27 protein-coding genes, 1 tRNA gene and 1 other RNA gene are annotated in these 22,290 nt (G+C 72.7%); 15 read left to right on the forward strand and 14 right to left on the reverse strand.

Features of this window, described 5'->3' with window-relative positions; translation table 11 throughout:
- Positions 1-108: 108 nt before the first annotated feature.
- The gene (locus PKA89_RS14430) at positions 109-1,167 is read left to right on the forward strand and encodes a hypothetical protein (protein ID WP_324420637.1); all 1,059 of its coding nucleotides are present in this window, start codon (positions 109-111) and stop codon (positions 1,165-1,167) included.
- Between the two features lie 271 nt (positions 1,168-1,438).
- Here PKA89_RS14430 and PKA89_RS14435 read toward each other — a convergent pair.
- Positions 1,439-1,528 (reverse strand) — tRNA-Ser (locus PKA89_RS14435).
- 107 nt (positions 1,529-1,635) lie between these two features.
- Between PKA89_RS14435 and PKA89_RS14440 the strand changes: the two genes are divergently transcribed.
- A complete protein-coding gene (locus tag PKA89_RS14440; protein WP_324420639.1) occupies positions 1,636-2,466 on the forward strand; it encodes a hypothetical protein in 831 nt (276 codons plus the stop codon).
- 4 nt (positions 2,467-2,470) lie between these two features.
- Here PKA89_RS14440 and PKA89_RS14445 read toward each other — a convergent pair whose 3' ends face one another.
- The 3 genes from PKA89_RS14445 to PKA89_RS14455 all read right to left on the reverse strand — a co-directional run bounded on the left by PKA89_RS14445 (position 2,471) and on the right by PKA89_RS14455 (position 5,839).
- Positions 2,471-2,935: a DUF3817 domain-containing protein gene (locus PKA89_RS14445; protein WP_324420641.1), complete on the reverse strand. Its 465-nt coding sequence runs from the start codon at positions 2,933-2,935 to the stop codon at positions 2,471-2,473.
- 132 nt (positions 2,936-3,067) lie between these two features.
- Positions 3,068-4,225: a ScyD/ScyE family protein gene (locus tag PKA89_RS14450; RefSeq protein ID WP_324420642.1), complete on the reverse strand. Its 1,158-nt coding sequence runs from the start codon at positions 4,223-4,225 to the stop codon at positions 3,068-3,070.
- Positions 4,226-4,477: 252 nt separating this feature from the next.
- A complete protein-coding gene (locus PKA89_RS14455; RefSeq protein ID WP_324420644.1) occupies positions 4,478-5,839 on the reverse strand; it encodes an MFS transporter in 1,362 nt (453 codons plus the stop codon).
- Positions 5,840-5,971: 132 nt separating this feature from the next.
- Between PKA89_RS14455 and ffs the strand changes: the two genes are divergently transcribed.
- Positions 5,972-6,068: signal recognition particle sRNA small type (gene ffs, locus PKA89_RS14460), an RNA gene on the forward strand.
- A gap of 14 nt (positions 6,069-6,082) precedes the next feature.
- On the opposite strand, the gene PKA89_RS14465 is transcribed toward ffs, so the two are convergent.
- The 3 genes from PKA89_RS14465 to PKA89_RS14475 are packed head-to-tail and all read right to left on the reverse strand — an operon-like array spanning position 6,083 to position 9,043.
- Positions 6,083-6,937, reverse strand: coding sequence for a DsbA family oxidoreductase (locus PKA89_RS14465; protein ID WP_324420646.1), 855 nt, complete (start codon positions 6,935-6,937; stop codon positions 6,083-6,085).
- A gap of 37 nt (positions 6,938-6,974) precedes the next feature.
- A complete protein-coding gene (locus PKA89_RS14470; RefSeq protein WP_324420648.1) occupies positions 6,975-8,402 on the reverse strand; it encodes a hypothetical protein in 1,428 nt (475 codons plus the stop codon).
- Positions 8,399-9,043 carry an ATP-binding cassette domain-containing protein gene (locus tag PKA89_RS14475; protein ID WP_324420649.1) on the reverse strand — a complete coding sequence of 215 codons (645 nt, stop codon included), beginning with the start codon at positions 9,041-9,043 and terminating at the stop codon, positions 8,399-8,401. The genes PKA89_RS14470 and PKA89_RS14475 overlap by 4 nt, the downstream gene beginning before the upstream one ends.
- Positions 9,044-9,114: 71 nt before the next feature.
- Between PKA89_RS14475 and PKA89_RS14480 the strand changes: the two genes are divergently transcribed.
- The 5 genes from PKA89_RS14480 to PKA89_RS14500 all read left to right on the forward strand — a co-directional run bounded on the left by PKA89_RS14480 (position 9,115) and on the right by PKA89_RS14500 (position 13,485).
- Positions 9,115-11,238 carry a DNA polymerase III subunit gamma and tau gene (locus tag PKA89_RS14480; RefSeq protein ID WP_324420651.1) on the forward strand — a complete coding sequence of 708 codons (2,124 nt, stop codon included), beginning with the start codon at positions 9,115-9,117 and terminating at the stop codon, positions 11,236-11,238.
- A complete protein-coding gene (locus PKA89_RS14485; protein ID WP_324420653.1) occupies positions 11,235-11,930 on the forward strand; it encodes a lysophospholipid acyltransferase family protein in 696 nt (231 codons plus the stop codon). Before PKA89_RS14480 ends, PKA89_RS14485 begins: the two co-directional genes overlap by 4 nt.
- Before the next feature lie 76 nt (positions 11,931-12,006).
- Complete coding sequence (locus PKA89_RS14490; protein WP_324420655.1) at positions 12,007-12,231, forward strand: heavy-metal-associated domain-containing protein; 225 nt, start codon at positions 12,007-12,009, stop codon at positions 12,229-12,231.
- Between the two features lie 56 nt (positions 12,232-12,287).
- On the forward strand, positions 12,288-12,890 hold the full coding sequence (recR, locus tag PKA89_RS14495; protein WP_324420657.1) for a recombination mediator RecR: 603 nt from the start codon (positions 12,288-12,290) through the stop codon (positions 12,888-12,890).
- Positions 12,883-13,485, forward strand: a complete 603-nt coding sequence (locus PKA89_RS14500; RefSeq protein ID WP_324420659.1) for a DUF5063 domain-containing protein — start codon at positions 12,883-12,885, stop codon at positions 13,483-13,485. The genes recR and PKA89_RS14500 overlap by 8 nt, the downstream gene beginning before the upstream one ends.
- A gap of 64 nt (positions 13,486-13,549) precedes the next feature.
- Here PKA89_RS14500 and PKA89_RS14505 read toward each other — a convergent pair whose 3' ends face one another.
- The gene (locus tag PKA89_RS14505) at positions 13,550-14,011 is read right to left on the reverse strand and encodes a MarR family transcriptional regulator (protein WP_324420661.1); all 462 of its coding nucleotides are present in this window, start codon (positions 14,009-14,011) and stop codon (positions 13,550-13,552) included.
- 63 nt (positions 14,012-14,074) lie between these two features.
- Here PKA89_RS14505 and PKA89_RS14510 point away from each other — a divergent pair, with 63 nt between their 5' ends.
- The 5 genes from PKA89_RS14510 (at position 14,075) to PKA89_RS14530 (ending at position 17,071) form a co-directional block, all read left to right on the forward strand.
- On the forward strand, positions 14,075-14,950 hold the full coding sequence (locus PKA89_RS14510; protein ID WP_324420663.1) for an alpha/beta fold hydrolase: 876 nt from the start codon (positions 14,075-14,077) through the stop codon (positions 14,948-14,950).
- 251 nt (positions 14,951-15,201) lie between these two features.
- On the forward strand, positions 15,202-15,465 hold the full coding sequence (locus PKA89_RS14515) for a type II toxin-antitoxin system Phd/YefM family antitoxin (protein WP_324420665.1): 264 nt from the start codon (positions 15,202-15,204) through the stop codon (positions 15,463-15,465).
- Positions 15,462-15,725: a type II toxin-antitoxin system RelE/ParE family toxin gene (locus tag PKA89_RS14520; protein ID WP_324420667.1), complete on the forward strand. Its 264-nt coding sequence runs from the start codon at positions 15,462-15,464 to the stop codon at positions 15,723-15,725. Before PKA89_RS14515 ends, PKA89_RS14520 begins: the two co-directional genes overlap by 4 nt.
- A 143-nt stretch (positions 15,726-15,868) precedes the next feature.
- Positions 15,869-16,423: a hypothetical protein gene (locus PKA89_RS14525; RefSeq protein ID WP_324420668.1), complete on the forward strand. Its 555-nt coding sequence runs from the start codon at positions 15,869-15,871 to the stop codon at positions 16,421-16,423.
- Between the two features lie 396 nt (positions 16,424-16,819).
- Complete coding sequence (locus PKA89_RS14530; protein WP_324420670.1) at positions 16,820-17,071, forward strand: hypothetical protein; 252 nt, start codon at positions 16,820-16,822, stop codon at positions 17,069-17,071.
- A gap of 94 nt (positions 17,072-17,165) precedes the next feature.
- On the opposite strand, the gene PKA89_RS14535 is transcribed toward PKA89_RS14530, so the two are convergent.
- Entirely contained in the window at positions 17,166-17,342 is a 177-nt protein-coding gene (locus PKA89_RS14535) for a hypothetical protein (protein WP_324420672.1), read from the reverse strand.
- A gap of 474 nt (positions 17,343-17,816) precedes the next feature.
- Between PKA89_RS14535 and PKA89_RS14540 the strand changes: the two genes are divergently transcribed.
- A complete protein-coding gene (locus tag PKA89_RS14540) occupies positions 17,817-18,452 on the forward strand; it encodes a hypothetical protein (RefSeq protein ID WP_324420674.1) in 636 nt (211 codons plus the stop codon).
- 561 nt (positions 18,453-19,013) lie between these two features.
- Here PKA89_RS14540 and PKA89_RS14545 read toward each other — a convergent pair.
- On the reverse strand, positions 19,014-19,472 hold the full coding sequence (locus PKA89_RS14545) for an ester cyclase (RefSeq protein ID WP_324420676.1): 459 nt from the start codon (positions 19,470-19,472) through the stop codon (positions 19,014-19,016).
- On the reverse strand, positions 19,469-20,089 hold the full coding sequence (locus tag PKA89_RS14550; protein WP_324420678.1) for a class I SAM-dependent methyltransferase: 621 nt from the start codon (positions 20,087-20,089) through the stop codon (positions 19,469-19,471). The genes PKA89_RS14545 and PKA89_RS14550 overlap by 4 nt, the downstream gene beginning before the upstream one ends.
- A 72-nt stretch (positions 20,090-20,161) precedes the next feature.
- On the opposite strand from PKA89_RS14550, the gene PKA89_RS14555 reads away from it, so the two are divergent.
- Positions 20,162-20,791, forward strand: a complete 630-nt coding sequence (locus PKA89_RS14555; protein WP_324420680.1) for a TetR/AcrR family transcriptional regulator — start codon at positions 20,162-20,164, stop codon at positions 20,789-20,791.
- Between the two features lie 97 nt (positions 20,792-20,888).
- On the opposite strand, the gene PKA89_RS14560 is transcribed toward PKA89_RS14555, so the two are convergent.
- The 3 genes from PKA89_RS14560 to PKA89_RS14570 form a co-directional block, all read right to left on the reverse strand.
- The gene (locus PKA89_RS14560; protein ID WP_324420682.1) at positions 20,889-21,350 is read right to left on the reverse strand and encodes a hypothetical protein; all 462 of its coding nucleotides are present in this window, start codon (positions 21,348-21,350) and stop codon (positions 20,889-20,891) included.
- 240 nt (positions 21,351-21,590) lie between these two features.
- Complete coding sequence (locus PKA89_RS14565; RefSeq protein WP_324420684.1) at positions 21,591-21,884, reverse strand: HigA family addiction module antitoxin; 294 nt, start codon at positions 21,882-21,884, stop codon at positions 21,591-21,593.
- Positions 21,885-21,898: 14 nt separating this feature from the next.
- Complete coding sequence (locus PKA89_RS14570) at positions 21,899-22,183, reverse strand: type II toxin-antitoxin system RelE/ParE family toxin (protein WP_324420686.1); 285 nt, start codon at positions 22,181-22,183, stop codon at positions 21,899-21,901.
- Between the last annotated feature and the right edge of the window lie 107 nt (positions 22,184-22,290).

Raw genomic sequence — 22,290 nt, forward strand, 5'->3', positions numbered from 1 at the left:
CAACCTGCCGCCGCTGCCCGTCACCATGCATAGCCCCCCCGGCGACCTGCCGCGGCATCCGGAGTACGTGCACGTCGCCGGGCCCGGCGACTGACAGACTCTGCGGCCATGGAGATCCCGCAGCACTGGGTCAGGGTCGACGGCTTCAGCCCGCACCTCGGGCGGCACGGTGGCCCGATCTCGGTGTGGGGCTGGTCGACCGAGTCCGACGAGGACGCCGAGCGGGTCGGCCACGAACGGCTGGCGGAGGTGCTGGCCCGGGTCGAACGCGAGGGCCGGCTACCCGCGACCCGGGGCTACTACCCCCGGACGCCGCTGCGCGAGCCCGTGCTCGAGGAGGTCCGCGCGGACGACGGGCGGCTGCTCGGGGTGGTGACGCGCAACCGGATGGGCTGCGAGGTCCTGTGCACCGACCTGCTCCTCGTCGCCGACGTCGATGTCCCCGAGCTGGCCGACGAACGGCCGTCGGCGCGGCGCCGGGCGACCCGCTCCACGCCGGGCGACCGCGGCCGCGGCGTCGCGGGGTTCATCCGGCGGCTCGTCCTCGGCCGCCCGGACCCGACGCCGCAGGGGAGCTCCGGCGAGGACGCCGCAGGGCTCGACGAGCCCGAGCCGGTCGGCGGTCCGGGCCCCGGGTACGAGGCCTACCCGGACCTGCCGGGCGCGGAGGGGCGGGCCGTCACGGCGACCGGTCCGGGCGGTCCGTCGGTCGCGGAGTGCCTCGCCGCCGAGCCGGCCTGGGAGTTCGCCCGGCAGCACCCGGAGCTCGGGGTGCGGGTCTACCGGACGGCGGCCGGGCTGCGGGTCGTCGTCACCGGCGCGGGTGTCGCCCCGGCGTCCGAGGAGGCCCGGGGCATCCTGTCGGCGCTGCAGTCCGACCCGCTGTACGTCGAGCTGTGCGCGACCCACGGCAGCTACCGGGCCCGGTTGACGCCCAAGCCCTTCCGCATCGGCAGGGCCGCCCTGCCGGTGTCCTGGCCGTGCGACGACGACGTCGCCGAGCGGTCGTGGCTGCGCTGGGTCGACGCGTACGACGCCGAGCGCGAGGAGTTCGCCGTGTGCCGGCTGGTCAGCGCCTCCGGGCCGGTGCCCGGGCCGGACGAGCAGCGGCTCGTCGAGGTGCACGACGCCGCCACGGGCGTGGGGGAGCGGCTCCCCCTCGCCTGACCCGAGCGCCGGCCCTCTCCGGCCCCCCAGCCGTCGAAGGTACAGAACACGCCGCGTGCACCCGCCGGCACGCGGCGTGTTCTCTACTCTCGACGGTTTCCACGGGTGCGGGGTTCTGGTCGGATGCGGGACTCCGCGCCGGCCGTGGGCTCGTTCCTCGCCGACTCCGCGCCGGCCGTGGGCTCGTTCCTCGCCCCCGCCCTGCGCTCCCGGCATCCCCCACCTCCGCAGACGACGAAGGCCCCCTCGCACGCTCGGGGGCCTCGTCGGCTGGCGGAGGATGCGGGATTTGAACCCGCGAGGGGTTTCATCCCCAACACGATTTCCAATCGTGCGCACTAGGCCACTATGCGAATCCTCCGCGGAGGAGGCTACCCGAGGGCGGTCGTCGACCCGAAATCGGCGCCGCCGCTGCGAGGTCCCGCACGGCCCGTCGACAGGCACGTCCGGTGGTGCCATCATCCGGTCATGGACGAGGGGGAGCACGGCGCCGTCGGCGAGGTGACCCGGCCGGCCGTCGGCGCCTGGACGCCGCCGGCCGACGGCACGCCCCGGCCGCACCGCCGCAGCGACCAGGTGTTCGGGGCCGTCCTGCTCGCCCTCTGGCTCACCTGGCTCGTGCTCACCGTCGTCACCCAGACCCGCCTCGTCGACGAGCCGCGGCTGCGGGCCGACCTGGCCGCCGGCCGCGTCGCCGCGTGGCAGCTCGCCGACCTCGTGCCGCCCGAGGGCACCGTCGTCGGGTGGTCCGAGGGCGTCACCGTCGTGCCCCGGGCCGCCGGGGACGACGGCGCGGACGCCGACCCGGGGATCGGCGGGGGCAACCCCGTCGTCGCCTACCGGGTCGACGGCTGGTTCGCGCCGGTCCGGGTCCTCGACCCCAACGGCCTCGACAACGGCACCGGCGGGGCCGACGCGACCCTCCGGGCGGCCGGCGTCCCGCAGGTCTCCACGATGGCGCGCTGGTCGCCCACCCTCGACGGCCGGGACCAGTGGCCGCTGTGGGCCGCCGCGCCCCTGGTCCTCATGACCCTCGGCGCGATCGTCGTCGGTCCGGCCCCGACCCGGGGGACCCGCTGGTTCTGGATCTGGCAGCTCTTCGTCACCCTCGGCCTCGGGGTCGTCGCGTACGCCGTCCTCGAGCAGATCCGCCCCGTCCCACCACCCGGCGCTCCCGGTGCCCGGCGGCGACGTCGGGGCGGCTGGAACGGCGTGCTCGTCGCCCTCGTCACGTCGATCCTCGTCGGTGCCGGGCTCACCGCCCTGGCCGCGTCGACGCACTGGCTCTGGCTCCTCTGAGGGCTCAGGCGCCGGTGGTGCCCCCAGGCGGGCCGACGACCAGGAGCACGGCCGTGGTGCCCAGGACCAGCGCAGCCCCCGCCGCCGCGGCGAGCACCGGGCGGGCCAGGGCCCGGGCGAGGACGTGCTCGGCGGGGTGGCCCGGTGACTCGCCGCCGGGCGCCAGGCGCCACCGGTTGTCGAGCCGCGTGGTGCGCTCGACCCACCGCTCGACCCAGAGCGTCGCGAACGGAGGCACCGCCGCCGCCATCGCGACGAGGGTGAGCCGCCACGACCAGCGCTGGTCGACGGCGACGAGCGCCGTGACGAGCAGGTAGCCGAGGAAGACCACCCCGTGGACCAGGCCGAAGACCGCGACGCCGAGCTCGGTGGTGCGCGTCAGGTACTTCAGCGCCATCCCGACGAGCAGGAGGGTCCACGTCACCGCCTCGACGCGGGCGAGGGCGGGGAACAGCGTGGCGGGGGTCATCAGTGCCTTCCGGAGGATGTCGGGCCTCCATCCTCGGTGACGCCCCCGACACCGGCGACCCGGGGTCGCCGATGGTGACGACCCGGGGGCCGCGGGCCCACCCGTCCGGGGGTGGACCCGCGACCCGGTCGGTCAGCGACCCACCCGGTGGGGGCCGCCCTTCCAGTGCGCCTTGCCACCGGTGATCTGCACGATCGTCCCGGGCGCCGGCGGGTCCTCGTTGCCGAGGGTGCCGGCCCACAGGTCGCCGTGGCCGCCGGTCTCGACGGCGACGACCCCCGGCAGGTCGAGGTACGGGCTGACCTTCCCGTGCCGGACCACCGAGATGCGGCCGCCGAACAGCTCGGCGACGTAGATCTCGCCGTGCGACCCGAGCGCGAGGTTGGTCGCGCCGAGGAACCCGCCGGCGATCCTGCGGACGTGGCCGGTGCGCGGGTCGACCCGCCACAGTGCTCCGCGCGCGCCGAGCACCGGCGACTCGGGGCCGCCGGGCAGCGTCGTCACGTAGAGCATCCCGTCGCGGCCGACCTCGACCTCGGTCGGGACCGACTCGAAGGCGTAGGTCACGCCGGCGACGCAGTCGGGCAGCCCGAGGGCCGCCGCCATGTCGGCGGTGATCGTCAGCGGCTGGGCCGGCAGCACGGCGAGCGTGCGGATGCGGCCCGAGTTCGACACCGCGAGGATGTCGTTCGCGCCCGCGTCGGCGACCACCCATCCGGACCTCGTCGCGGCCACGGAGTAGGCGTGCGAGTCGATGCCGCCGTCGTAGGAGACCGGGAAGCCGGCCGCCGTGAACGCGTCGACGACGCACTGGCTCGGGTTGGTCACGCCGTAGTGGATGCCCTGGTCCGGGTTGCGGGACTGCTCGTGGGCGAGGGTGTCGGCGTGGACCATCCGGCCGCGCGGGCCCTTGATGGTCAGGCCGCTCGCGCTGTTCTCGAAGGTCGCCGGGTCGGTCTCCGTCGTCGTCCACGCGATGCGCCGGCCGTCGGCGGAGCGGGCGATGCCGGAGGCGCCGGGCTGGTCGGTGGCGATCGGCGTGATCGAGCCGTCGCGGGCCAGCGTGCCCACGAGGTTCTGGCTGCCGTCGGCGACGAGGACCGAGCGACCGGACACGTCGAGGTTGAACGGAGCGGCGAGCTGGTCGGAGCGGACGACCGGCTTCGGCGGGGTCGGGCCGTGGTGCGTCCCCGCCGAGGCCGGCGTGGTCGGCACGACGAGGAGGGCTGCGGTGAGGCCGGCGGCCACCAGCAGGCGGCGTCCGGGCACGGTGGAACGGGGTGTGGTCATGCTGTCTCCCTGCGGCGCCCGCGGCGGGTGCTCCCCGGGTCCGGGCGCGGTCGATCGGCTGGAGCGGGGACGGGCCCCACAGCACCCGTCACCGCGATGGTGCCGGGTCGGTGTGACCCGGGTCACAGAGGTATCGCCGCAGGTCATCATGGCCCTGAGCCGGCCGGGCGTCAACGCCCGGCGCACGGCGGCGGCCCGGCTCAGCCCCCGCCGGGGGCTCCCCGGCCGCCGGGGGGGGGCCGGGGGGGCCGGTCAGTCGTTCGCGTCGGCGAGGACGCGGTCGTGCCGCAGCGAGCTGGCCCGGGTCTCCTTCGCGAGGAGCACCGAGACGACGGTGACCGCCGCCGCCACCGCGAGGTAGACCGCGACCGCGGTCGTGTTGCGGGTGTCGACGGATCCGAGCAGCGCCACCGCGATGATCGGGGCGAGGGCCCCGGCGAGGATGGACGCCAGCTGGTAGCCGACCGAGGCGCCGGTGTAGCGGACCGAGGTGCCGAAGAGCTCGGAGAAGAACGCGGCCTGCGGCGAGTACATCAGCGAGTGGAAGAACAGCCCGACGAGCGTGGCGACCATGATCTGCGGACCGCTCAGGCTGTCGATCATCCCGAAGTAGACGAAGCCCCACACGCCGACCCCGACCGCGCCGACGAGGTAGAGCGGCCGGCGGCCGACGCGGTCCGAGAGCGCGCCGATGGCCGGGATGAGGACGGACTGCATGGCGGCGCCGGCGAGCAGCGCGCCGAGGACCACGCCCTTCTCCGCCCCGAGGTAGGTCGTGACGTACGTGATGACGACGATCGTGAAGATGTAGTACGAGATGTTCTCCGCCATCCGCATGCCCATGGCGAGGAGCACCTCCTTCGGGTACCGCCGGAGCACCTCGAGGATCGGCAGGTGCGGCCGGTCGGAGGACTCGATCTCGGCCTTGGCCTCGGCGAAGACCGGCGACTCCTCGAGGCTGACCCGGACCCAGAGGCCGATGAGCACCATGACGGCCGAGAGCAGGAACGGGATGCGCCAGCCCCACGCGTCGAACTGCTCCTCGGACTGGAAGAGCGCGAGCAGCCAGAGCACCCCGGTCGCGAGGAGGTTGCCGAAGGGGACGCCGGCCTGCGGCCAGCTCGACCAGAAGCCGCGGTGCTCGTCCTTCCCGTGCTCGGCGACCATGAGGACCGCGCCACCCCACTCACCGCCGACCGCAAAGCCCTGGATGAGCCGCAGGAGGAGCAGCAGCAGGGGAGCGCCGACGCCGATCGTCGCGTACGTCGGCAGCAGCCCGATGGCGACCGTGGCGCCGCCCATCATGAGCAGCGAGACGACGAGCATCTTCTTGCGCCCCACCCGGTCGCCGTAGTGGCCGAAGACCACCCCGCCGAGCGGCCGGGCGACGAAGCCGAGGGCGTAGGTGCCGAACGCGAGGAGGGTGGCGGTCAGCGGCTCGCTCTCGGGGAAGAAGAGGCGGCCGAAGACGAGGGCCGCGGCGGAGCCGTAGAGGAAGAAGTCGTACCACTCGACGGCGGTGCCGACGACGCTGGCGAAGACGATCTTGACGATGTTGGGGCGGGTCGGCGTCGGGGACGCGGAGCCGCGGGGACTGACGACGGTGTCGGACATGAGCGACGACCGTAGGGGGACCGGGCGCCCTCGGGGGTGTCCCGCGACGACACAGATGGCCGGCGGCGATGGGGCCGCGGGCCATCCGTGCGGGGGATTTCCGTCACCCGGTGGCCACCCCGTACGATCGGTGACGGCACCCCGCGTGGTGGTACCCCACTGAACTCCCCCAGGGCAGGAATGCAGCAAGGGCAGGTGGGCTCTTCCAGGTACGCGGGGTGTCCTCGCGTCCGGGGACGCCGGTCAGCGCGTGGCGGGGCTGACCTCGTCGGCGTGGGCGTCGTGTTCGGCGTGCTCGTCCGGCCCGCACACGCCGCCGCAGCCGCCGGCGCCGCACCCGCAGCCGGCCGCCTCCGCGGGGGCCGTGGCCTCCGCGGTCTCCTCGGCGGCGCCGGACCCGCAGGCCCCGCCGCAGCAGCCGCCACCGCACCCGCCGCCGGCGGCGGGCACCTCGGGCTCGGTGCCCTGGAGGTCCCACACCTGGCGGATGGCCTGGAGGAGCACCTCGACCGGCTGGGCGCCGGTGACGCCGTACTTCTGGTCGAGGACGAAGGTGGGCACCGAGGTGATGCCGATCTGGCCGGCCAGCGCCTCGTCGGTGCGCACGTCGATGCCGAAGTCGTCGGACGTGAGCAGGTCGCGCACGGCCTGCTCCTCGAGCCCCGCCTCGGTGCCGAGCCGGACGAGCGTCTCGTGGTCGCCGATCGCGGCGCCCTCGGAGTACCACGCCCGCAGCACGCGCTCGGTGACCTCGCGCTCGCGGTCGAGCGAGCGGGCCAGGTGGATGAGTCGGTGGGCGTCGTAGGAGTTGCCGCCGACGAGGCGCTGCCACGCGAAGTCGAGGCCGACCTCGGCCGCGTCGCGGGCCATCTGCTCGTGCTGGGCCTCCATCTGTGCCCGGTCGGTGCCGTACTTCGCGGCGATCCGCTCGACCTGCGGGGTGTCGTCGACGGCGGCCGCGTTCCGGTCGAGCTGGAAGCTGTGCCAGACGACGCCCACCTCGTCGGCGTGCTCGAACTGCTCGAGGGCGAGCTCGAGGTGGCGCCGTCCCAGGTGGCAGAACGGGCAGAGGATGTCGGACCAGACGTCGATGCGCACCCGAGCAGGGTAGGTCACGGACCTGTCGGCCCGGGCCTCAGTCGCGGTGGGCCCCCGCGGCCCGGCGCAGCGAGCGCCGGGCGAGCAGCCACGGGACCGCGGCGACGGCCGCCGCCCACGCCCCGGCGACGGGCGCACCGGGGGCCACCTGGACGAGTCGGGTGACCGCGGCGCCGGCGGACGCCGAGAGCACGAGGGGGAGGAGCAGCCAGGCGACGAGCAGGGCCGGCCCGGACTCCGCGACGAAGACGAGGGTCGGGGGGCGCACCCGGAAGGCGGCGAGCCACTGGCCGGCGAGCACGACGACCCCCACGCCGACCAGCGCCAGGGCCGCGACGAGCCCCTCGGCCGCGCTCGCCGGCAGCGCCAGGGCCACCGCGGCGGGCAGTCCGACGACGAGGAGGGCGAGGAACGGGAGGACGCCGTGCGCCAGGGCCTCGCGGGTGACCGAGCCGCCGAGCAGCCGGGGCGAGCCGAGGGTGTCGCCCTGGAGCCGCAACCCCTCGGAGAGCAGCCCAGTGCCGACGTGCAGTGCGAGCGCGGCGAGAGCGGCGGGCACGACGTTTCGGGCCGCCCCGCCGGCGACCGCGCCCAGGGCGGCCCCGCCCCCGGCCCCCCGCAGCAGCACGCCGCCCCGCCCCGTGAGCAGGTCTTGCCCCGTGAGGCCGGTGCGGGACACGAGCGTGCGGACCGGGCCCCGCGAGCGCAGGGCCAGGTGGCGCCCGCGCCGGACGGGTGCGGCCGCCTCGAGCCGGGCCGCGCGCGGGTCGCCGGCGAGCGCGGCCCCGCCGAGCCGGGAGGAGCGGGCGCTGTGGGTGCGCAGGCCCTCGATGCCGAGTGCGCGCAGGGCCGCGCCGGGACGGAGGGTCCGGCGGACCGCCGCGACCGGGCGGACCGCGGCGACGGGGTCGGCGACGAGCTGGCCGGCGAGCCAGGCGAGGACGAGGGCCAGCGAACCGGCGGCCCCGGCGCCCAGGCCGACCAGTGCCGCCGCCGGTCCGGCCGCGCCGCCACCCCAGACGGCCGCCCCGAGGACCGTCCCGACGAGCGTGCAGCCGGCGACCGTGCCGGTGGCGGGGAGGAGCCAGGCGTCGCGCAGGACGAGCGCGCGGTCGACCGGCGCGGTGGCCACGTGGTCGAGCCACGGCAGGGCGGGCGTGATCGGCCCGCGACGGCGGCCCGCGAGATGGGCGAGGACGACGAGCGCGACGACGAGGACGACGAGCGAGACGAGGACGAGCGCTCCCACCCGATCCGTCACCCCGAGCCCCCACCCGCGTGCGGGCAGGTCGAGGACGACGACGACGCCCCGCAGGACGGTGAAGCCGTAGATCCCGGTGAGGAGCCCCACGACGTACAGGACGTAGAGGAGGTTGCGCCAGCCGCCCGACCCCTCGGGGCCGTGGAGGACGTGCGTGACGTCCTCGAGCCGCTCGCGGTCGGTGCCGTGCGGGGCGGTCGTCATCGGGGGCCGGGGTGCACGTCGACGACCGCGTCGGCGACCGACTCGGTGACGGCCGGGTCGTGGCAGGCCATGACGACGGTCGTGCCGGCGTCGCGCCGGGCGGCGACGAGGCGCGCCAGCAGGGCCCGCCGGTCGGTGTCGAGCCGCTGCTCCGGCTCGTCGAGGACGAGCAGCCGAGAGGGCCGGAACCACGTCAGCGCGAGGTGGAAGAGCTGGGTCTGGCCGGAGGACAGCTCGTGCGGGAAGCGGTCGGACAGGTGGTCGATGCCGACCTCCGCCAGCGCGTCGGCGACGCGGGTGCGGCAGGTGGCGGGGTCGCGCCCCCACGTGGCGTCGACGAGGGTCAGGTGGTCGACGAGGGTCAGGTCGCGCCACCCGGCGGGGGTCCCGAGGAGGGCGGCCACCGCCTCGCGGGTGGCGGGCCGGCGCTCGTCGGACGGCTCACCGTCGAGGGTGACCGTCCCCCCCGACGGGGCGGTGACGCCGGCCACGAGGCGGAGCAGGGTCGTCTTGCCGGCGCCGTTCGGGCCGCGGAGGACGACGCACCGCCCCGGGTCGGCGACGAAGGAGGTGGGGTGGAGGAGGACCGCCCCGTCGATCTGCTTGGCGGCGCCTCGCGCCTCGACCCGGGTGCCCGTCACCGGGCCAGCGTCTCATCCCACCCGGTGGGCCGGGACGGGCCTGCCGGGTGTCCTTCGTGGCGGCTAGGGTCATGGAGGTGAGCACCGCCCTGTACCGCCGCTACCGGCCCGAGACGTTCGCCGACGTCATCGGGCAGGAGCACGTCACCGAGCCGCTCATGCAGGCGCTGCGCACCGGCCGCGTCGGCCACGCGTACCTCTTCTCCGGGCCGCGCGGCTGCGGCAAGACGACGAGCGCCCGCATCCTCGCCCGGTGCCTCAACTGCGAGGCCGGCCCGACCCCCGAGCCGTGCGGCACCTGCGACTCCTGCGTCGCGCTCTCGCGCGGCGGGCCGGGGACGGTCGACGTCATCGAGATCGACGCCGCGAGCCACGGCGGTGTCGACGACGCCCGCGACCTGCGCGAACGCGCCTCGTACGGCCCGGCGCAGAGCCGCTACAAGATCTACATCATCGACGAGGCGCACATGGTGACGCCGCAGGGCTTCAACGCGCTGCTCAAGATCGTCGAGGAGCCGCCCGAGCACGTGAAGTTCGTCTTCGCGACGACCGAGCCCGAGAAGGTCATCGGCACCATCCGCTCCCGCACCCACCACTACCCGTTCCGGCTCGTGCCGCCCGCGCGGCTGCAGTCGTACATGGAGGAGCTCTGCGCCAAGGAGGGCGTCCCCGTCGCCCCGGGCGTGCTCTCCTTCGTCGTGCGCGCCGGCGGCGGGTCGGTCCGCGACTCCCTCTCGGTCCTCGACCAGCTGATGGCCGGCTCCGGCGAGGGCGGGCTCACGTACGAGTCGGCGGCGGCGCTCCTCGGGTTCACCGACGGCGAGCTCCTCGACGCCACGGTCGAGGCCTTCGCCGCCGGCGACGCCGCGGCGGTGTTCCGCGCCATCGACCGCGTCGTCGAGACCGGCCTGGACCCCCGGCGCTTCGTCGAGGACCTCCTCGAGCGGCTGCGCGACCTCATCGTCGTCGCCGCCGTCCAGGAGGGCGCGGCCCAGGTGCTCCGGCACGTCCCCGAGGACCAGCTCGAGCGGATGCGTCGGCAGGCGTCGGCCTTCGGCGCCGGTGCGCTGTCGCGCGCCGCCGACGTCGTCAACGCCGGGCTCACCGAGATGACCGGGGCCACCGCGCCGCGCCTCCAGCTCGAGCTCATCGCGGCCCGCATCCTGCTGCCGGGCGCGGCGGGGGAGGCCGGGTACGCCGCGCGCCTCGACCGGCTCGAGCGGCGGCTCGAGGTCGGCGGGGTGCCGACCCAGGCGGCGGCGTCCTTCGCCGCACCGGCGGCCGCCCCGGCCGCGGTGTCGGGCCCGGCCGCCACCCCCGCACCGTCGGCGTCGACGCCCGCGGCGGCACCGGTGACGCCGACACCGGCTCCCGCTCCGCCGGTGCCGGTCGCGCCGGAGCCGGTTGCCGCCCAACCGGATCCCGGACCCGAGGCCGTCCCGGTCCCGGACCCGGTCGCCGAGTCGGAGCCGACACCCCCGCTCCGGGCGACCGAGCCGGTTCCCGCCGCACCCGCCGCGGCGGCGCCGCCGAAGGGCCCGGGCGGCATCGACACCGACGCACTGCGCCGGTCCTGGGGCGACGTCCTCGACTGGCTGAGCCGGCACAAGCGGGTCACCTGGACCTTCGTCGCCCAGAACGCGCAGGTCGCCGAGTACGACGGCGAGCGCGTCGTCCTCGCCATCTCGACGAGCGGCCTGGCGGAGACCTTCCGTCGCGGCGCGCACGCCGAGTACGTGCGGCAGGCGCTCATCGACGTCCTCGGGGTCGACGCGCGGGTCGAGGGCCGCCCGGGCGACGTCGCCGCCGCCCCGCTTCCCGAGCCGCCGGCCGATGCCGACGGCGGCCCTGCGCCGGCCGCCGACGGCGCACGCCCGGGGCCTCCGGGCACGAGCCCCTCCGGCCCCCCGTCGCCCGACGTCGGCGTCGCCCCGATCGCACCGCGGGCCGACGCACCCAGCTGGTCCGACGCACCGCCGCCCCCGGAGACGGCCCCGGCGTGGGCGAGCCCGCTCGAGCAGGCCCGGGCCGCCGTCGCCGCCGAGTCCGTCGACGAGACCGCTGCCGCCCCGCACGTCGTCGACGACACCGCCATCAGCGACGACGACGAGTCCATCGACGACCTCGCCGACGTCGGGGTGCCCGTCGTCGAGCGCATCCTCGGGGGCACGGTCATCCACGAGGAGCCGCGGTGAGCCGGTTCGCCTACCGCGCAGGCCATCTCGTCATCGCGCCCACGGCCAAGCTGCTGTGGCGGCCCACGGTCACCGGCACCGGCAACGTGCCGCGCACCGGCGGCGTCATCCTCGCGAGCAACCACCTCTCGTTCATCGACTCCTTCGCCATCCCGATCGTCGCGCCACGGCCGGTCAGCTTCCTCGCGAAGTCCGACTACTTCACCGGGTCCGGCTTCGGGGGGATGGTCCGCCGCGGCTTCTTCGAGGCCATCGAGTCGATCCCCGTCGACCGCCACTCGTCGCGGGCAGCGCAGGAGTCCCTCGACGCCGCCCTCGAGGTGCTGCGGGCCGGGCGCGCCTTCGGCATCTATCCCGAGGGCACGCGCTCGCGCGACGGCCGGCTCTACAAGGGCCGCACCGGTGTCGCGTGGCTCGCGCTCACCGCCGGGGTGCCGGTCGTGCCGGTCGGGCTCGTCGGCACCGACGCGGTGCAGCCGGTCGGCAGCAGCTTCCCGAAGCTCGCCCGGGTGCGCGTCTCGTTCGGCCGCCCGATCAGCCCCGAGCCGTACGCCGGGATGCCGGCCGGCAAGGCGCGCCGGCTCCTCACCGACGCGGTGATGGACGCCATCGCCGGGCTCACCGGCCAGGAGCGCGCCGACACCCACAACGAGCTGCCTCCGGAGAGCACGGGCGCCGCCGTCGGCATCTGAGCCGGGGCCGCCACCGACGTCCCGCGGCGCGGACGGCATACTGGGGGGAGGTATCCGATCCGAGAGGAGCCGACCCGTGTCGAGCACCCAGCAGTTCCGCGCCACCGGCCTCACCTGCGGCCACTGCGCCCACGCCGTCACCGAGGAGCTCAGCGCCCTCGACGGCGTCCGCGACGTCGCCGTCGAGGTGGTGAGCGGCGGCGAGTCCACGGTCACCGTCACGGCCGAGCAGGCCCTCACCGACGCGCAGGTCGCCGCCGCCCTCGACGAGGCCGGCGACTACCACCTCGTCGAGGCCTGAGCGCGCGCGGCGCGGCTGACCGTCCCTCCCGGGCCCGCAGGCCGTAGGCTCGGGGCGTGTACGAAGGCGCGGTCCAGGACCTCATCGACGAGCTCGGCAGGCTGCCGGGCGTCGGACCCAAGAGCGCCCAGCGGATCGCGTTCCACCTGCTGCAGGCCGACCCCGCCGACGTCGAGCGGCTGACCCACGCGTTGTCCGAGGTCAAGGCCCGGGTGCGCTTCTGCGAGGTCTGCTTCAACGTCGCCGAGGGCGAGCGCTGCCGCATCTGCGCCGACCCGCGCCGTGACGACACCTCGATCTGCGTCGTCGAGGAGCCCAAGGACGTCGTGGCCATCGAGCGCACCCGCGAGTTCCGCGGCCGCTACCACGTGCTCGGCGGCGCGATCAGCCCGATCGACGGCGTCGGCCCCGAGGACCTGCGGGTCCGCGAGCTGCTCGCGCGGCTCGGCGACGGCACGGTGACCGAGGTGATCATCGCCACCGACCCCAACCTCGAGGGCGAGGCCACCGCCAGCTACCTCTCGAGGATGCTTCGCGACATCGGCGTCCAGCGGGTCACCCGGCTGGCGTCCGGGCTGCCGGTCGGCGGTGACCTCGAGTACGCCGACGAGGTGACCCTCGGCCGGGCGTTCGAGGGACGGAGGCTGCTCGATGCCTGAGACCACGGCTCCCGAGGCCACCGAGGTCCCCTCCGGCGCGGTCGCCGCCGACTGGGCGCAGCTCGCCGAGGAGACCGCGCTCGACGCGCGCACCTACCTCGTGACCCTCCGCGACGTCGCGGCGGGCGCGGCCCCTGACGCGGCCCTCCCGATGCTCCTCCTCGCGCTGTCGCAGGTGCTCGTCGCGGGCGCCCGGCTCGGCGCCGTCGAGGACGTTGTGCCCGAGGAGCGCTTCGAGCCGGACCCCGGCCCCGACCCCGAGGTCGACCCGCTGCGCGACAGCCTGGCCAACCTCTTCGAGGGCCTCGACGAGTACGCCGACGTCGTCGACCCGCTGACCACCCCCGAGCTCGGCGTCGGGACGGTCTCCAACGACCTCGTCGACATCGCCGCGGCCCTCGCCCACGGGCTCGAGCACCACGATGCGGGCCGGCCCCTCGAGGCGCTGTGGTGGTGGCAGTTCAGCTACCTCTCGCACTGGGGCGAGCGGGCCGCCGCTGCCCTCCGGGTCGTCCAGAGCCTGCTCGCGCACGTCCGCCTGGACGCCGACGAGGAGGCCGTCGCCGAGGCCGAGTTCGACGCCCTCCACCCGTAGCGGGTCGTGGCGCCCGTTCACCATCAGGGGATGCCGGGCCCGTCCGGTTCGGGGCGTCCACTGGTCACTCCGACCCCTCCTCGCCGAGCTCGTCGAGGATCGCCTGAAGGGTCGCGCAGGCGTCGGCGAAGCGCGCGTTGCCGACGAGGTCGGACCAGTGCCTCTCGATCTCGGCCACCCGGGTTCCGGCGTCGTGGAGTGCTTGGCGGCCGCGACGGGTGGGGAAGATCAGCTTGGCCCGGCGGTCGGTGGGGTCCGGGCGGCGTTCGAGGTAGCCCAGCCGTTCCAGGTCGGTGACCAGCTCCGAAGTGGTGGCCGGGCTGAGCTGGGCGCGGGCGGAGAGCTCGGTGAGTCGGATGCCGGTGACGCCCACGCTGCCGAAGATGTGCAGGTGGGGCTCGCGCAGGTCGTCGTACCCCTGAGCCGCCGCGGGCGCGAACAGCTCGGTCCGGAACTCCCGCAGCAGGCCGACCAGCAGCTGCCCGATGGCCAGACGGCCGCTCCCGTCCTCCCTTGACGTCGTCATGGGACGCGAGTATATCTTTCGGGGGCCGAAACTTCGGTCACCGAAGCATGTTGGGAGATCGCCATGAGCCACCTGACGCCACCGACCGCGCACCCTGTCACGACCCGGCTCGGCTCCCTCGCCGTGGCCACGATCGGGTCCGGTCCGCCGGCCGTGCTCTGGCACAGCCTGTTCGTCGACTCCACCACCTGGGCTCGCCTCACGCCCCAGTTGGACGGGGAGCGGCGACTGGTCCTCATCGACGGCCCCCACCACGGAGCCAACACCCCGCGCCGACGCCCCTTCACTCTCGAGGACTGCGTCGGCGCCGCCGTCGACGTCCTCGACCAGCTGGACATCACCGGCCCCGTCGACTGGCTCGGCAACGCCTGGGGTGGGCACGTCGGGGTCTTGTTCGCGGCTGCGCACCCCCAGCGGTGCCGCACCCTGACCGCGATCGGCGCCCCGATCCACGCCTACAGCGACGCGGACCGGCGCCGCACGCGCCTGCTGTCGCTGCTCTACCTCGCCCTCGGGCCCCGCTCCGTGTCTCGGCCCCTCGTCGACGCCCTCCTCGGCCCCGACGCCCGGGCCGAGGACCCCACCGGTGCGGCAATCGTTGCCGACGCGTTCGCGCGGGCCGAACGCCGCGGCATGTACGACGCGATCCGTTGGCTCAGCCTGCACCGTCCGGACCTGACCGACGTCCTGGACCGGCTCCAGACGCCCACCCTCCTCACCACCGGCCCGAACGACCCGATGTGGACGACGACCGCCGCCCGCGCCGCCGCCGGGCACCTCCGCACCGGGGCGCTCGTCATCCTGCCCGGCGCCGGCCACGTCGGACCCCTGCTCCAGGCCGCCCCGCAGGTCGCGGATCTCGTGACCGCCTTCTGGCGCGACCCGGACGGCACGATCACCGCACACAAGCTCGCCCACCCCAACGCGAACACTGGCTGACGTCGGCACCTTCAGCACCCCCGGGACCCTCGGGGTCGCACCCGAGCCGATCTGCAGCGACCCCGGAGGTGGTCGACTCGAGCTGGCGAGGTGGCGCCTGGGAGCACGCCGAGAGGCGGCCCGAGGCACGCACCACGCGGCGGTGTGGGGGATGTGTGTGCCGGAGCGGGTCGACAGGGGACGCGTGGCCGGAGGCCTGCACACAGGCCGCTGAAATGTACAACTCAGCGGTTACGGCGTACCGTGGAGGCATGACTGAGATCACCCTGAGCGACGCCCGGGCCCGGCTGGCCGAGGTCGTCGACTCCGCCCGCGTCGGACACGACCCCGTCTACCTGACCCGTCGTGGCCAGCGGGTCGCCGCGGTGATCGACGCCGAGGACCTGGACCGGCTCATCGCGGCCGCGGAGGACTTGGCCGACCTCGAGGCCGCCGCCGCGGCCCGCGCCGAGATGGCGGACGGCGAGCCGGCGATCCCGTGGGAGCAGGTCAAGGCCGACCTCGGCCTGGCATGACGTACCGGATCCAGCTCGCCCCCGCCGCGGTGCGTCAGCTCCGCAAACTGGACCCTGCCGCGCGGCGCCGCGTCCAGGCGGCCATCGAGCTGCTTGCTGACCAGCCGCGCCCGAGTGGCGCCAAGAAACTCGTCGGTGGGGACGGGGAGTGGCGGGTCCGCACCGGCGACCACCGCATCGTCTACGAGATCCGCGACGAGGTTCTCCTTGTCCTCGTCGTCGCCGTCGGGCATAGGCGAGACATCTACCAACGCCGCTGAGACGCCCTCGCCCCACCACCCCGAGCACGTCTCTAGGCGGCGGAGTGGGGCAGTTCGAGATGATCGGGTTCGCAGGACGTTGCCGTCCCCCTACGCTTTGCCTTCTTGGGGATGAAGGCCTGCACGAGCCTGGGAGCTGACCGATGGCGCGACTGAAGGTCGTCGACGTGTACCCCTGGTCCGGCTTCGTTGATCGACCATGGTCGGAGGTCCCTGCAGACGATGCCTTCGCCAAGTCATCTCGCCGCGTCTCGGAGCTGGTGAACTCGGCCTTGGAGGCCGTAGTGATCCACAGCGCCTACTCGTCGGTGCGCCTCCTGACAGGAACCGGATTCCAGAGGCCTGACGGAGACGACGAGACAGTGCTCATCTCCGTCTTGGCAGACCTAGGCGATGGCTTCGACGTCGCCAATGTGTCCGTCCCCGACCAGTTCCTCGAGTTGGATGCCGGGGACCGCGCGCTGGTGGCGCTGGACGTGTTGACGGCGACGTTGACCGAGTTCGCACGGCACCGATCATGGGATCCGGTGGCAGTGGAGTCGCTCACCGACCACGCGCTGGCCCATCACCTGCAGTACGTCTGGACCGGATCCTGGAAGAGCAGTCCCGATCGCCGCCGGCGAGCCCGGTTCGTCGGCGTCATCGAAGACGACGGCGTGGGCCGGCTGACTCTGCGTGGAGTCTCCCTCCTCGGGTGAGTTCCCACACCGCACCGATTCGCCTTGGTCGCCAAGAACGCCCGCTGGACGTCGTCCACGACGTTCTCCTTCGACACCGCGCCGCCCTTCAGACGGGCACGGCGCACCAACACGGAAGTGGATGTGTCCGCACCGCCCGCAGCAGCCCACCCCGGCAGCCCACTCGAAGCGGCCCCTCGGACTCGCCACCCCATGGCCGTGCGCGTCTTGTCGCGGCGCTACGACCGACAGGGCCGGATGCACCCGGCCCGAGCCCCCCTTGGCCGCGACCCGATCGGGAAAGACCTTCCTGGCGGAAGGGGCAATCTCTGATGGCCCAGCCAACGTCGCAACGGTCCTGAGCACTGCTTGGCCGAAAGGCCGTGCCTTCCTTCCCGAGGGACTTAGCATCCCGGCATGGGCATGGACGTGGACTTCCACATCAACTGGGTCAGCGTGCCTATCTTCCTTGTCGCAGCTCTCGCCATCGCGGCCTACGCGAGGCATGTGTCCGGGGGCATGTCGCGGCCGTGGCTAGGTCTGAACCCGCCGTGGTGGTTCCTGCTCCTCTTCCTCCTGCCCCCGCTCGGCTACCTCCATCTCGCTGTCAACCTCTACGCGCATAGGCACACACCGGGGGCCATCACCGGCCGCACAGCCATCAGGTGATAGGTCCGCCAAACGGCTCCGACTATGGCGATCTACGCGGCGGATAGACGCATGTCGAGCGTCCGCTCGCGCCGATGAGGGGCCAGTCGCCTGGCTAGTCCTGCTCGTCTTCGTCGTCCTCGTAGGACTGCAGGAGGTCCTTGCGCAGGAGATCCGTGCGCACCGTGAGCGCGCCCAAGAGTTCTTCGTCGTTCATGCCGTCGGTGGTGCGGAAGGCCCACGTGGAGCCGCCCTCGTCGTCGATGCACTTGACCAAGATGATGCCCGCCACGGGAGTCCATCCTTCGGGGACAGGATGGACGGAGAGCCCGTACAACGCTTGCCCGATGGGTACACGACCCTCGTCCGACTTCACGCGGACAGCATCGGCGCTCGTGGGTTAGCGCGCAACCAGGTTCGCGCACATCCGCCGGAGATCGCAGTCGCTACGCGGCGGATAGACGGAGATTCGAACGCGCTAGCTGCCGGGTTGGGCGGCTCGCGTTCACCGTGGTCAGTTGGCCTCGATTGGATCGCTCGTTCGCTGGCAGCCGGTCCGGGATAGTGGCTGGGTGACCGATCACGCTTGGGTTGCCATCCACCGAGCAGTACTGGACGCTCTGCAAGATAGGGACGTGCTTGCTAACCCTCCGCAGAACAAGCAGCAGCTCGACTGGCTGGCCGACGCGATTGCTGATCATGTCGCTGGCGTCCTTGGCCGGGCAGACCGCAACACGCTTGCGAAGCACCAACGCCGGACGGACTAGTGAGCAAAGTCAAGCAGCGACTCGAGGAGTGGCTTGAATCCCTGAGGCGGTCGACAGGCGGCGCAGTGACGCATGAACAAGGCAAAGGATCGCGGCAACGTAGGGGGCTGGCTGTCACACTCTCAAGAGTGGACAATCTTCCCCTGACGGCGTGGGATCCTGAGCCGGGAAGTGCTCTGGGGGCAGGCCTCATCTACGGGGTGGCGCTCTCGGTCGTGGTCTTGCTGCTCCCCGATCCGGTCAGCGGTTGGTGGAACCTGGCCCTACTTATCCCCGGGTGGGTCGTGGTGGCGGCTGCCGCGTGGTTCATGTACGCGCCTGCGAAGTACACCCTCAACCAGAGCTCCCTCGCTCGCACATGCCGAGGCAAGACCGAGACCATCCCCTTGGTCGAGGTGACCCAGGTGTTCGGCCATTACCAAGTCCACGTCGGTGACGCGGTCACGGTGACGAGTCGCGACCGCGGGTTCACCTTTCTCCTTGGCCACCCCGGCGTTGACCGGCTCCTCGAACGCCTAGGGCCACTCCTTGTGCAATCGGGCAGGGGCAAGGGCGTGATCGCGGATGAGAAGACACGTCGCTGGCTTGGCCTACCCGATGGCGGACGTCGAGACCCATGGACGCCACCTGGCTGAAGCCACGAAGGGCCCGTGTCCCGAACGATCCTCCATCTCGCCTCCACGCAGTCCGATTCGAAGCAGACCTCTCCCCCGCAACTTCACGGCCCTTCGCGACGAATAGACACAGGTCTGCACCCGCGTGGACTTCTGGACGCAGGGCGGCGGGCCGAACCGTCGACACGCAGGCAGCCCTTAGCGAGAAGTGGCACTCTTCTCGCATCAGCCTGCCGAGGGTGAGGTGTCGAGGTTGCCGGACGACAAGAACAGGCGCGAGTCGATCAACCTTCGCGTCTGGCTCTTTCTAGGTCTGGGGACGGTCACTGGAGGCGGCCTGGCCATTGACTACGTCGGACACGGCGCATACGCGAAGGGGCTCGTTGCTGGCCTGTTCTGCGCGGGATGCCTTTTCGGTCTCTTCTGGGCCTTGGACGACGCCTAGCACCGCCCCAGAAAGCTGCCCGGCTCGCGGCGCAGAGACGCACGTCTCGATTATCGCCGGACCGGCCGATCAGGGCGGCTCTGAATGTGGGTCGGTGGCGTCGTGGGTGCGGCGCGGGCCCGTGGTGGTAGTCGCTTCTATGGCGCGGCTGTGGCGCGGTTGCTATCACGGTGTGGGCCGTTGAACAGTCCCAATTGGAGCAGGAGGGCGAGTCGGTCAGGTACTCCCCAGTGCTCGACCATCTGGTCGCCCTCGAAGCGGGCGATGTCAATGACGGTGATCTGGAACGGCCTTCGCGTGGGCGGTTGGCCGAGCTGTCCGCCGGTGTCTGTGCCGGTGCCGCGCAGGCGGGCCCAGACGGTGTCGCCGGTGACGCTGACGTCCTCGATGGCCAGGTGGAAGTCGTCGGCGCCTCGGCGAAGTTCGGTGATGATCCGAGCGACGCCTGCGGGGCCGGTGGTTCGGGCGGGATGACCTGGCGACTCGAACTGGTGCTCCACGAATTCCGGTGAGACGAGCTCGTCGAGCACGGCAAGGTTGCCGGCGTTGAACCCCTCGTCGATCAGGCGGGTGAACTGGGCCAGTGCACTGGTCATGGCCGGGGCTCCTCGGCCTCTGGCGCCGGGGCGCTGGGGCGGGTGAGGGTGAACCAGCGGAAGGTCGCGTGGCGCAGCGGCCCGCCGCCGGTGGTCGTCGCCGGCGTGGTGGTGATGGACCAGCCGGGCCCGAAGGTGGCTGCGAGCGTCGCCTCGTCGATTCCGTGAGGGCCGATCCCCGTTCGGGGCTCGACCGCGAGGATGACCACGGCGGCGTCCTCGCGGGTGTTCCGCGTGACCCAGGCGGCGAAAGCCGCCTGTTCGTCGGGGCGCAGTCCGTGGAAGCAGCCGATGTCGACGACCAGGTCGTACGGTGGCGTGGTGGGGACGGCGGTCATGCGGGTGACGTCATCGCGGACGAAGAGGGTGCGGTCCGCGACGCCAGCCGCCCGCGCCCGGTCCCGCGCCTCGCGCAGGGCCTTGTCGACGCCGTCGACGCCGATGACGTTCCACCCCTGCTCGGCGAGCCAGACGGCGTGCCGACCGGTTCCGCACCCGGCGTCCAAGGCCGTCCCCGGTCCGCGTCGGGCGACGAGCTCGGGCAAGGGCCCGGTGTCCTCGTTGCCCTCCCACCAGTCCATTCCTAGCCGGTAGAGGACCGGGTACGGGTTGGGCATGACGCTCTCCCTTCAGTGTAAGTGCACCCAGTGCAGCGATACTGCATTGACTTCACTGCTACTGTCCTCGTCATGGTGGATGACGTCAAGAGCCCGAAGCGGACGTACCGCGAGGAGCAGGCGCAAGCCACGAAGGACCGGATCTGTGCCGCCGCTCGGAGACTGTTCGCCGACCAGGGCTACCGGATGACGTCGGTCGCAGCCATCGCCGCAGAGGCCGGCGTCGCCGAACGCACCGTCTACGCCGCCTTCGGAGCCAAGCGAGAAATCCTCTCCGCCATCTGCGAGACCTGGCTCGAAGATGCGCACGCTCGAGAGCTGGTCGCCGCGGCGGTCGACGAACCTGATCCGTTGGGCACCCTCCGCCTCGCCGCCCGCTTCCTGCGAGCGTTGTTCGAGACCGGCTACGACGTCATGGTGCTGTTCGACGCCGCCTCCGCCGAGGACCCCCAGACCCGGGCCATGCTTCGCGCCAAGCTGGAGGGGCGCAATCACGTGCAGAACCTCATCATCGACTCCGTCAAGGACCACCTGGTCGTGCCGCTGCCGGCCGCCCAGGCCGTCTACCGGGCCCTGGCCGCCGTCGGCGTCTACCAAGAACTCGTCGTCGAATCCGGATGGACCATCGACCAGTACGAACAGTGGGTCCTCACCCAGCTCGCAGGCCAGCTGTTGGGGGTACCCGCAGACCAGTTCCCATAGAAATGGGCTCCTGGGGCGAGGCTCCGCAACCGGGGGGAGGAAGAGATTGACGCGCGACGGTGCGGACTGGCGGCGGTGTGGGGCAGTTCCGTAAGGGCTACCCTGCCCAGACTTCGCGGCCCTGGACGAGCACTGCGGGGTCGTTAGGGCGGGGCGACAGCCAGAGGTCGATGCCATAGTCGAAGTGGTCACCGAATGCCTCGGAATCACTCCCCTCGGGTGGTGGCTCTGTTCGCGGCATGTAGGTGATTCGAACCCGATACCGGCCGGGCGTGACGGGGATGTCAGGGACGACTTTCGAGTCCTCGGTGACGGTCTCCAAGACGAGCTTGCCCGAGGGCACCTGTAGATCCACCTCCACGGCATGCTCAGCGCCAGCCTCGACCGAGGGGGGTCCGCTCAGTACTCGGATTTGGACGGGGACTACGTCGTAGCGTGCGGTGGCGATCTGCAGATCGAAAGGCCCGACCAGTACCCGTCGCAGCGCCACGTCAGGCTGCCGCCAGCCTGCCTCGTCGATCGCAGTCTGGTGCTCGCGGTCGCTGAGGAAGAGCGACATGTGCGATGCATACGGCGTGAACTCCTGGCTGCTCAGAACGGCTGGCACGAGCCGAAACCTATCCCGGGCAACGCGGCACCCGGACGTAATCAGGTCCTCTGGTCGCCGTGCGACTGGGGTGAGGTGGCAACTGCTTGGTCAGATGGGGCGGACATCCTTGCCGTGGCCAGACCTCGAGCCCCTAGCAGCGAATCACCAAGGCGATCGACTCGCGGCGAAAGGACGTGCCAGTGGTAGGTCTTAGCTGACCAGGCTCTCGATGCGGTTGAGGTCGTCCTCGTGGGTGTCGTGCTCGACTTCGATGTCGTAGTCGGCCTGGATGTTGATCCAGAAGCGCTCGCTGGTCCCGAGTGCGCGGGAGAGGCGCAGGCCGGTCTCGGTGGTGATCCGCCGCCGGCCGCGGACGATTTCTCCGATGCGGGTCTGGCTCAGGCCGGTTGCCTGCGCCAGCCGGTACTGGCTGATCCCCAGCGGCTCCAAGAACTCGGTCCGCAGGATCTCCCCCGCGGTGATCGGGTCGTGTGCCTTGGTCATCGCAGTGCCTCCTTCTAGTGGTAGTCGACGATCTCGACGTCGGTTGGCCCGGCCGCGGTCCAGGTGAAGCAGATGCGGAACTGGTCGTTGACGCGGATCGAGTGCTGACCGGCCCGGTTGCCGGTCAGCTTCTCGAGGCGGTTGCCCGGCGGAACGCGCAGATCACCCAGCGTGCCGGCCGCGTTGAGCAGCCGGAGCTTCTTCTGCGCGGCCCGCTGGATGTCCGCGCCCAGCCGGGCCGTGCGTTGGCGACGCCAGACCTTCTCGGTGTTCGCATCCGCGAAGGACTGGATGGCCACGCCCAGATACTATCGCACCCCGATAGTATCGTCTAGCGATGCTATGCGTCCTTCTGGGCTGCTAGAGACTTTCGGCAGGGCCGGTGTCTGGCCAGACTCGGTCCAGG

The organism is Phycicoccus sp. (genome assembly GCF_035325325.1).
Classification (GTDB): Bacteria; Actinomycetota; Actinomycetes; order Actinomycetales; family Dermatophilaceae; genus Phycicoccus.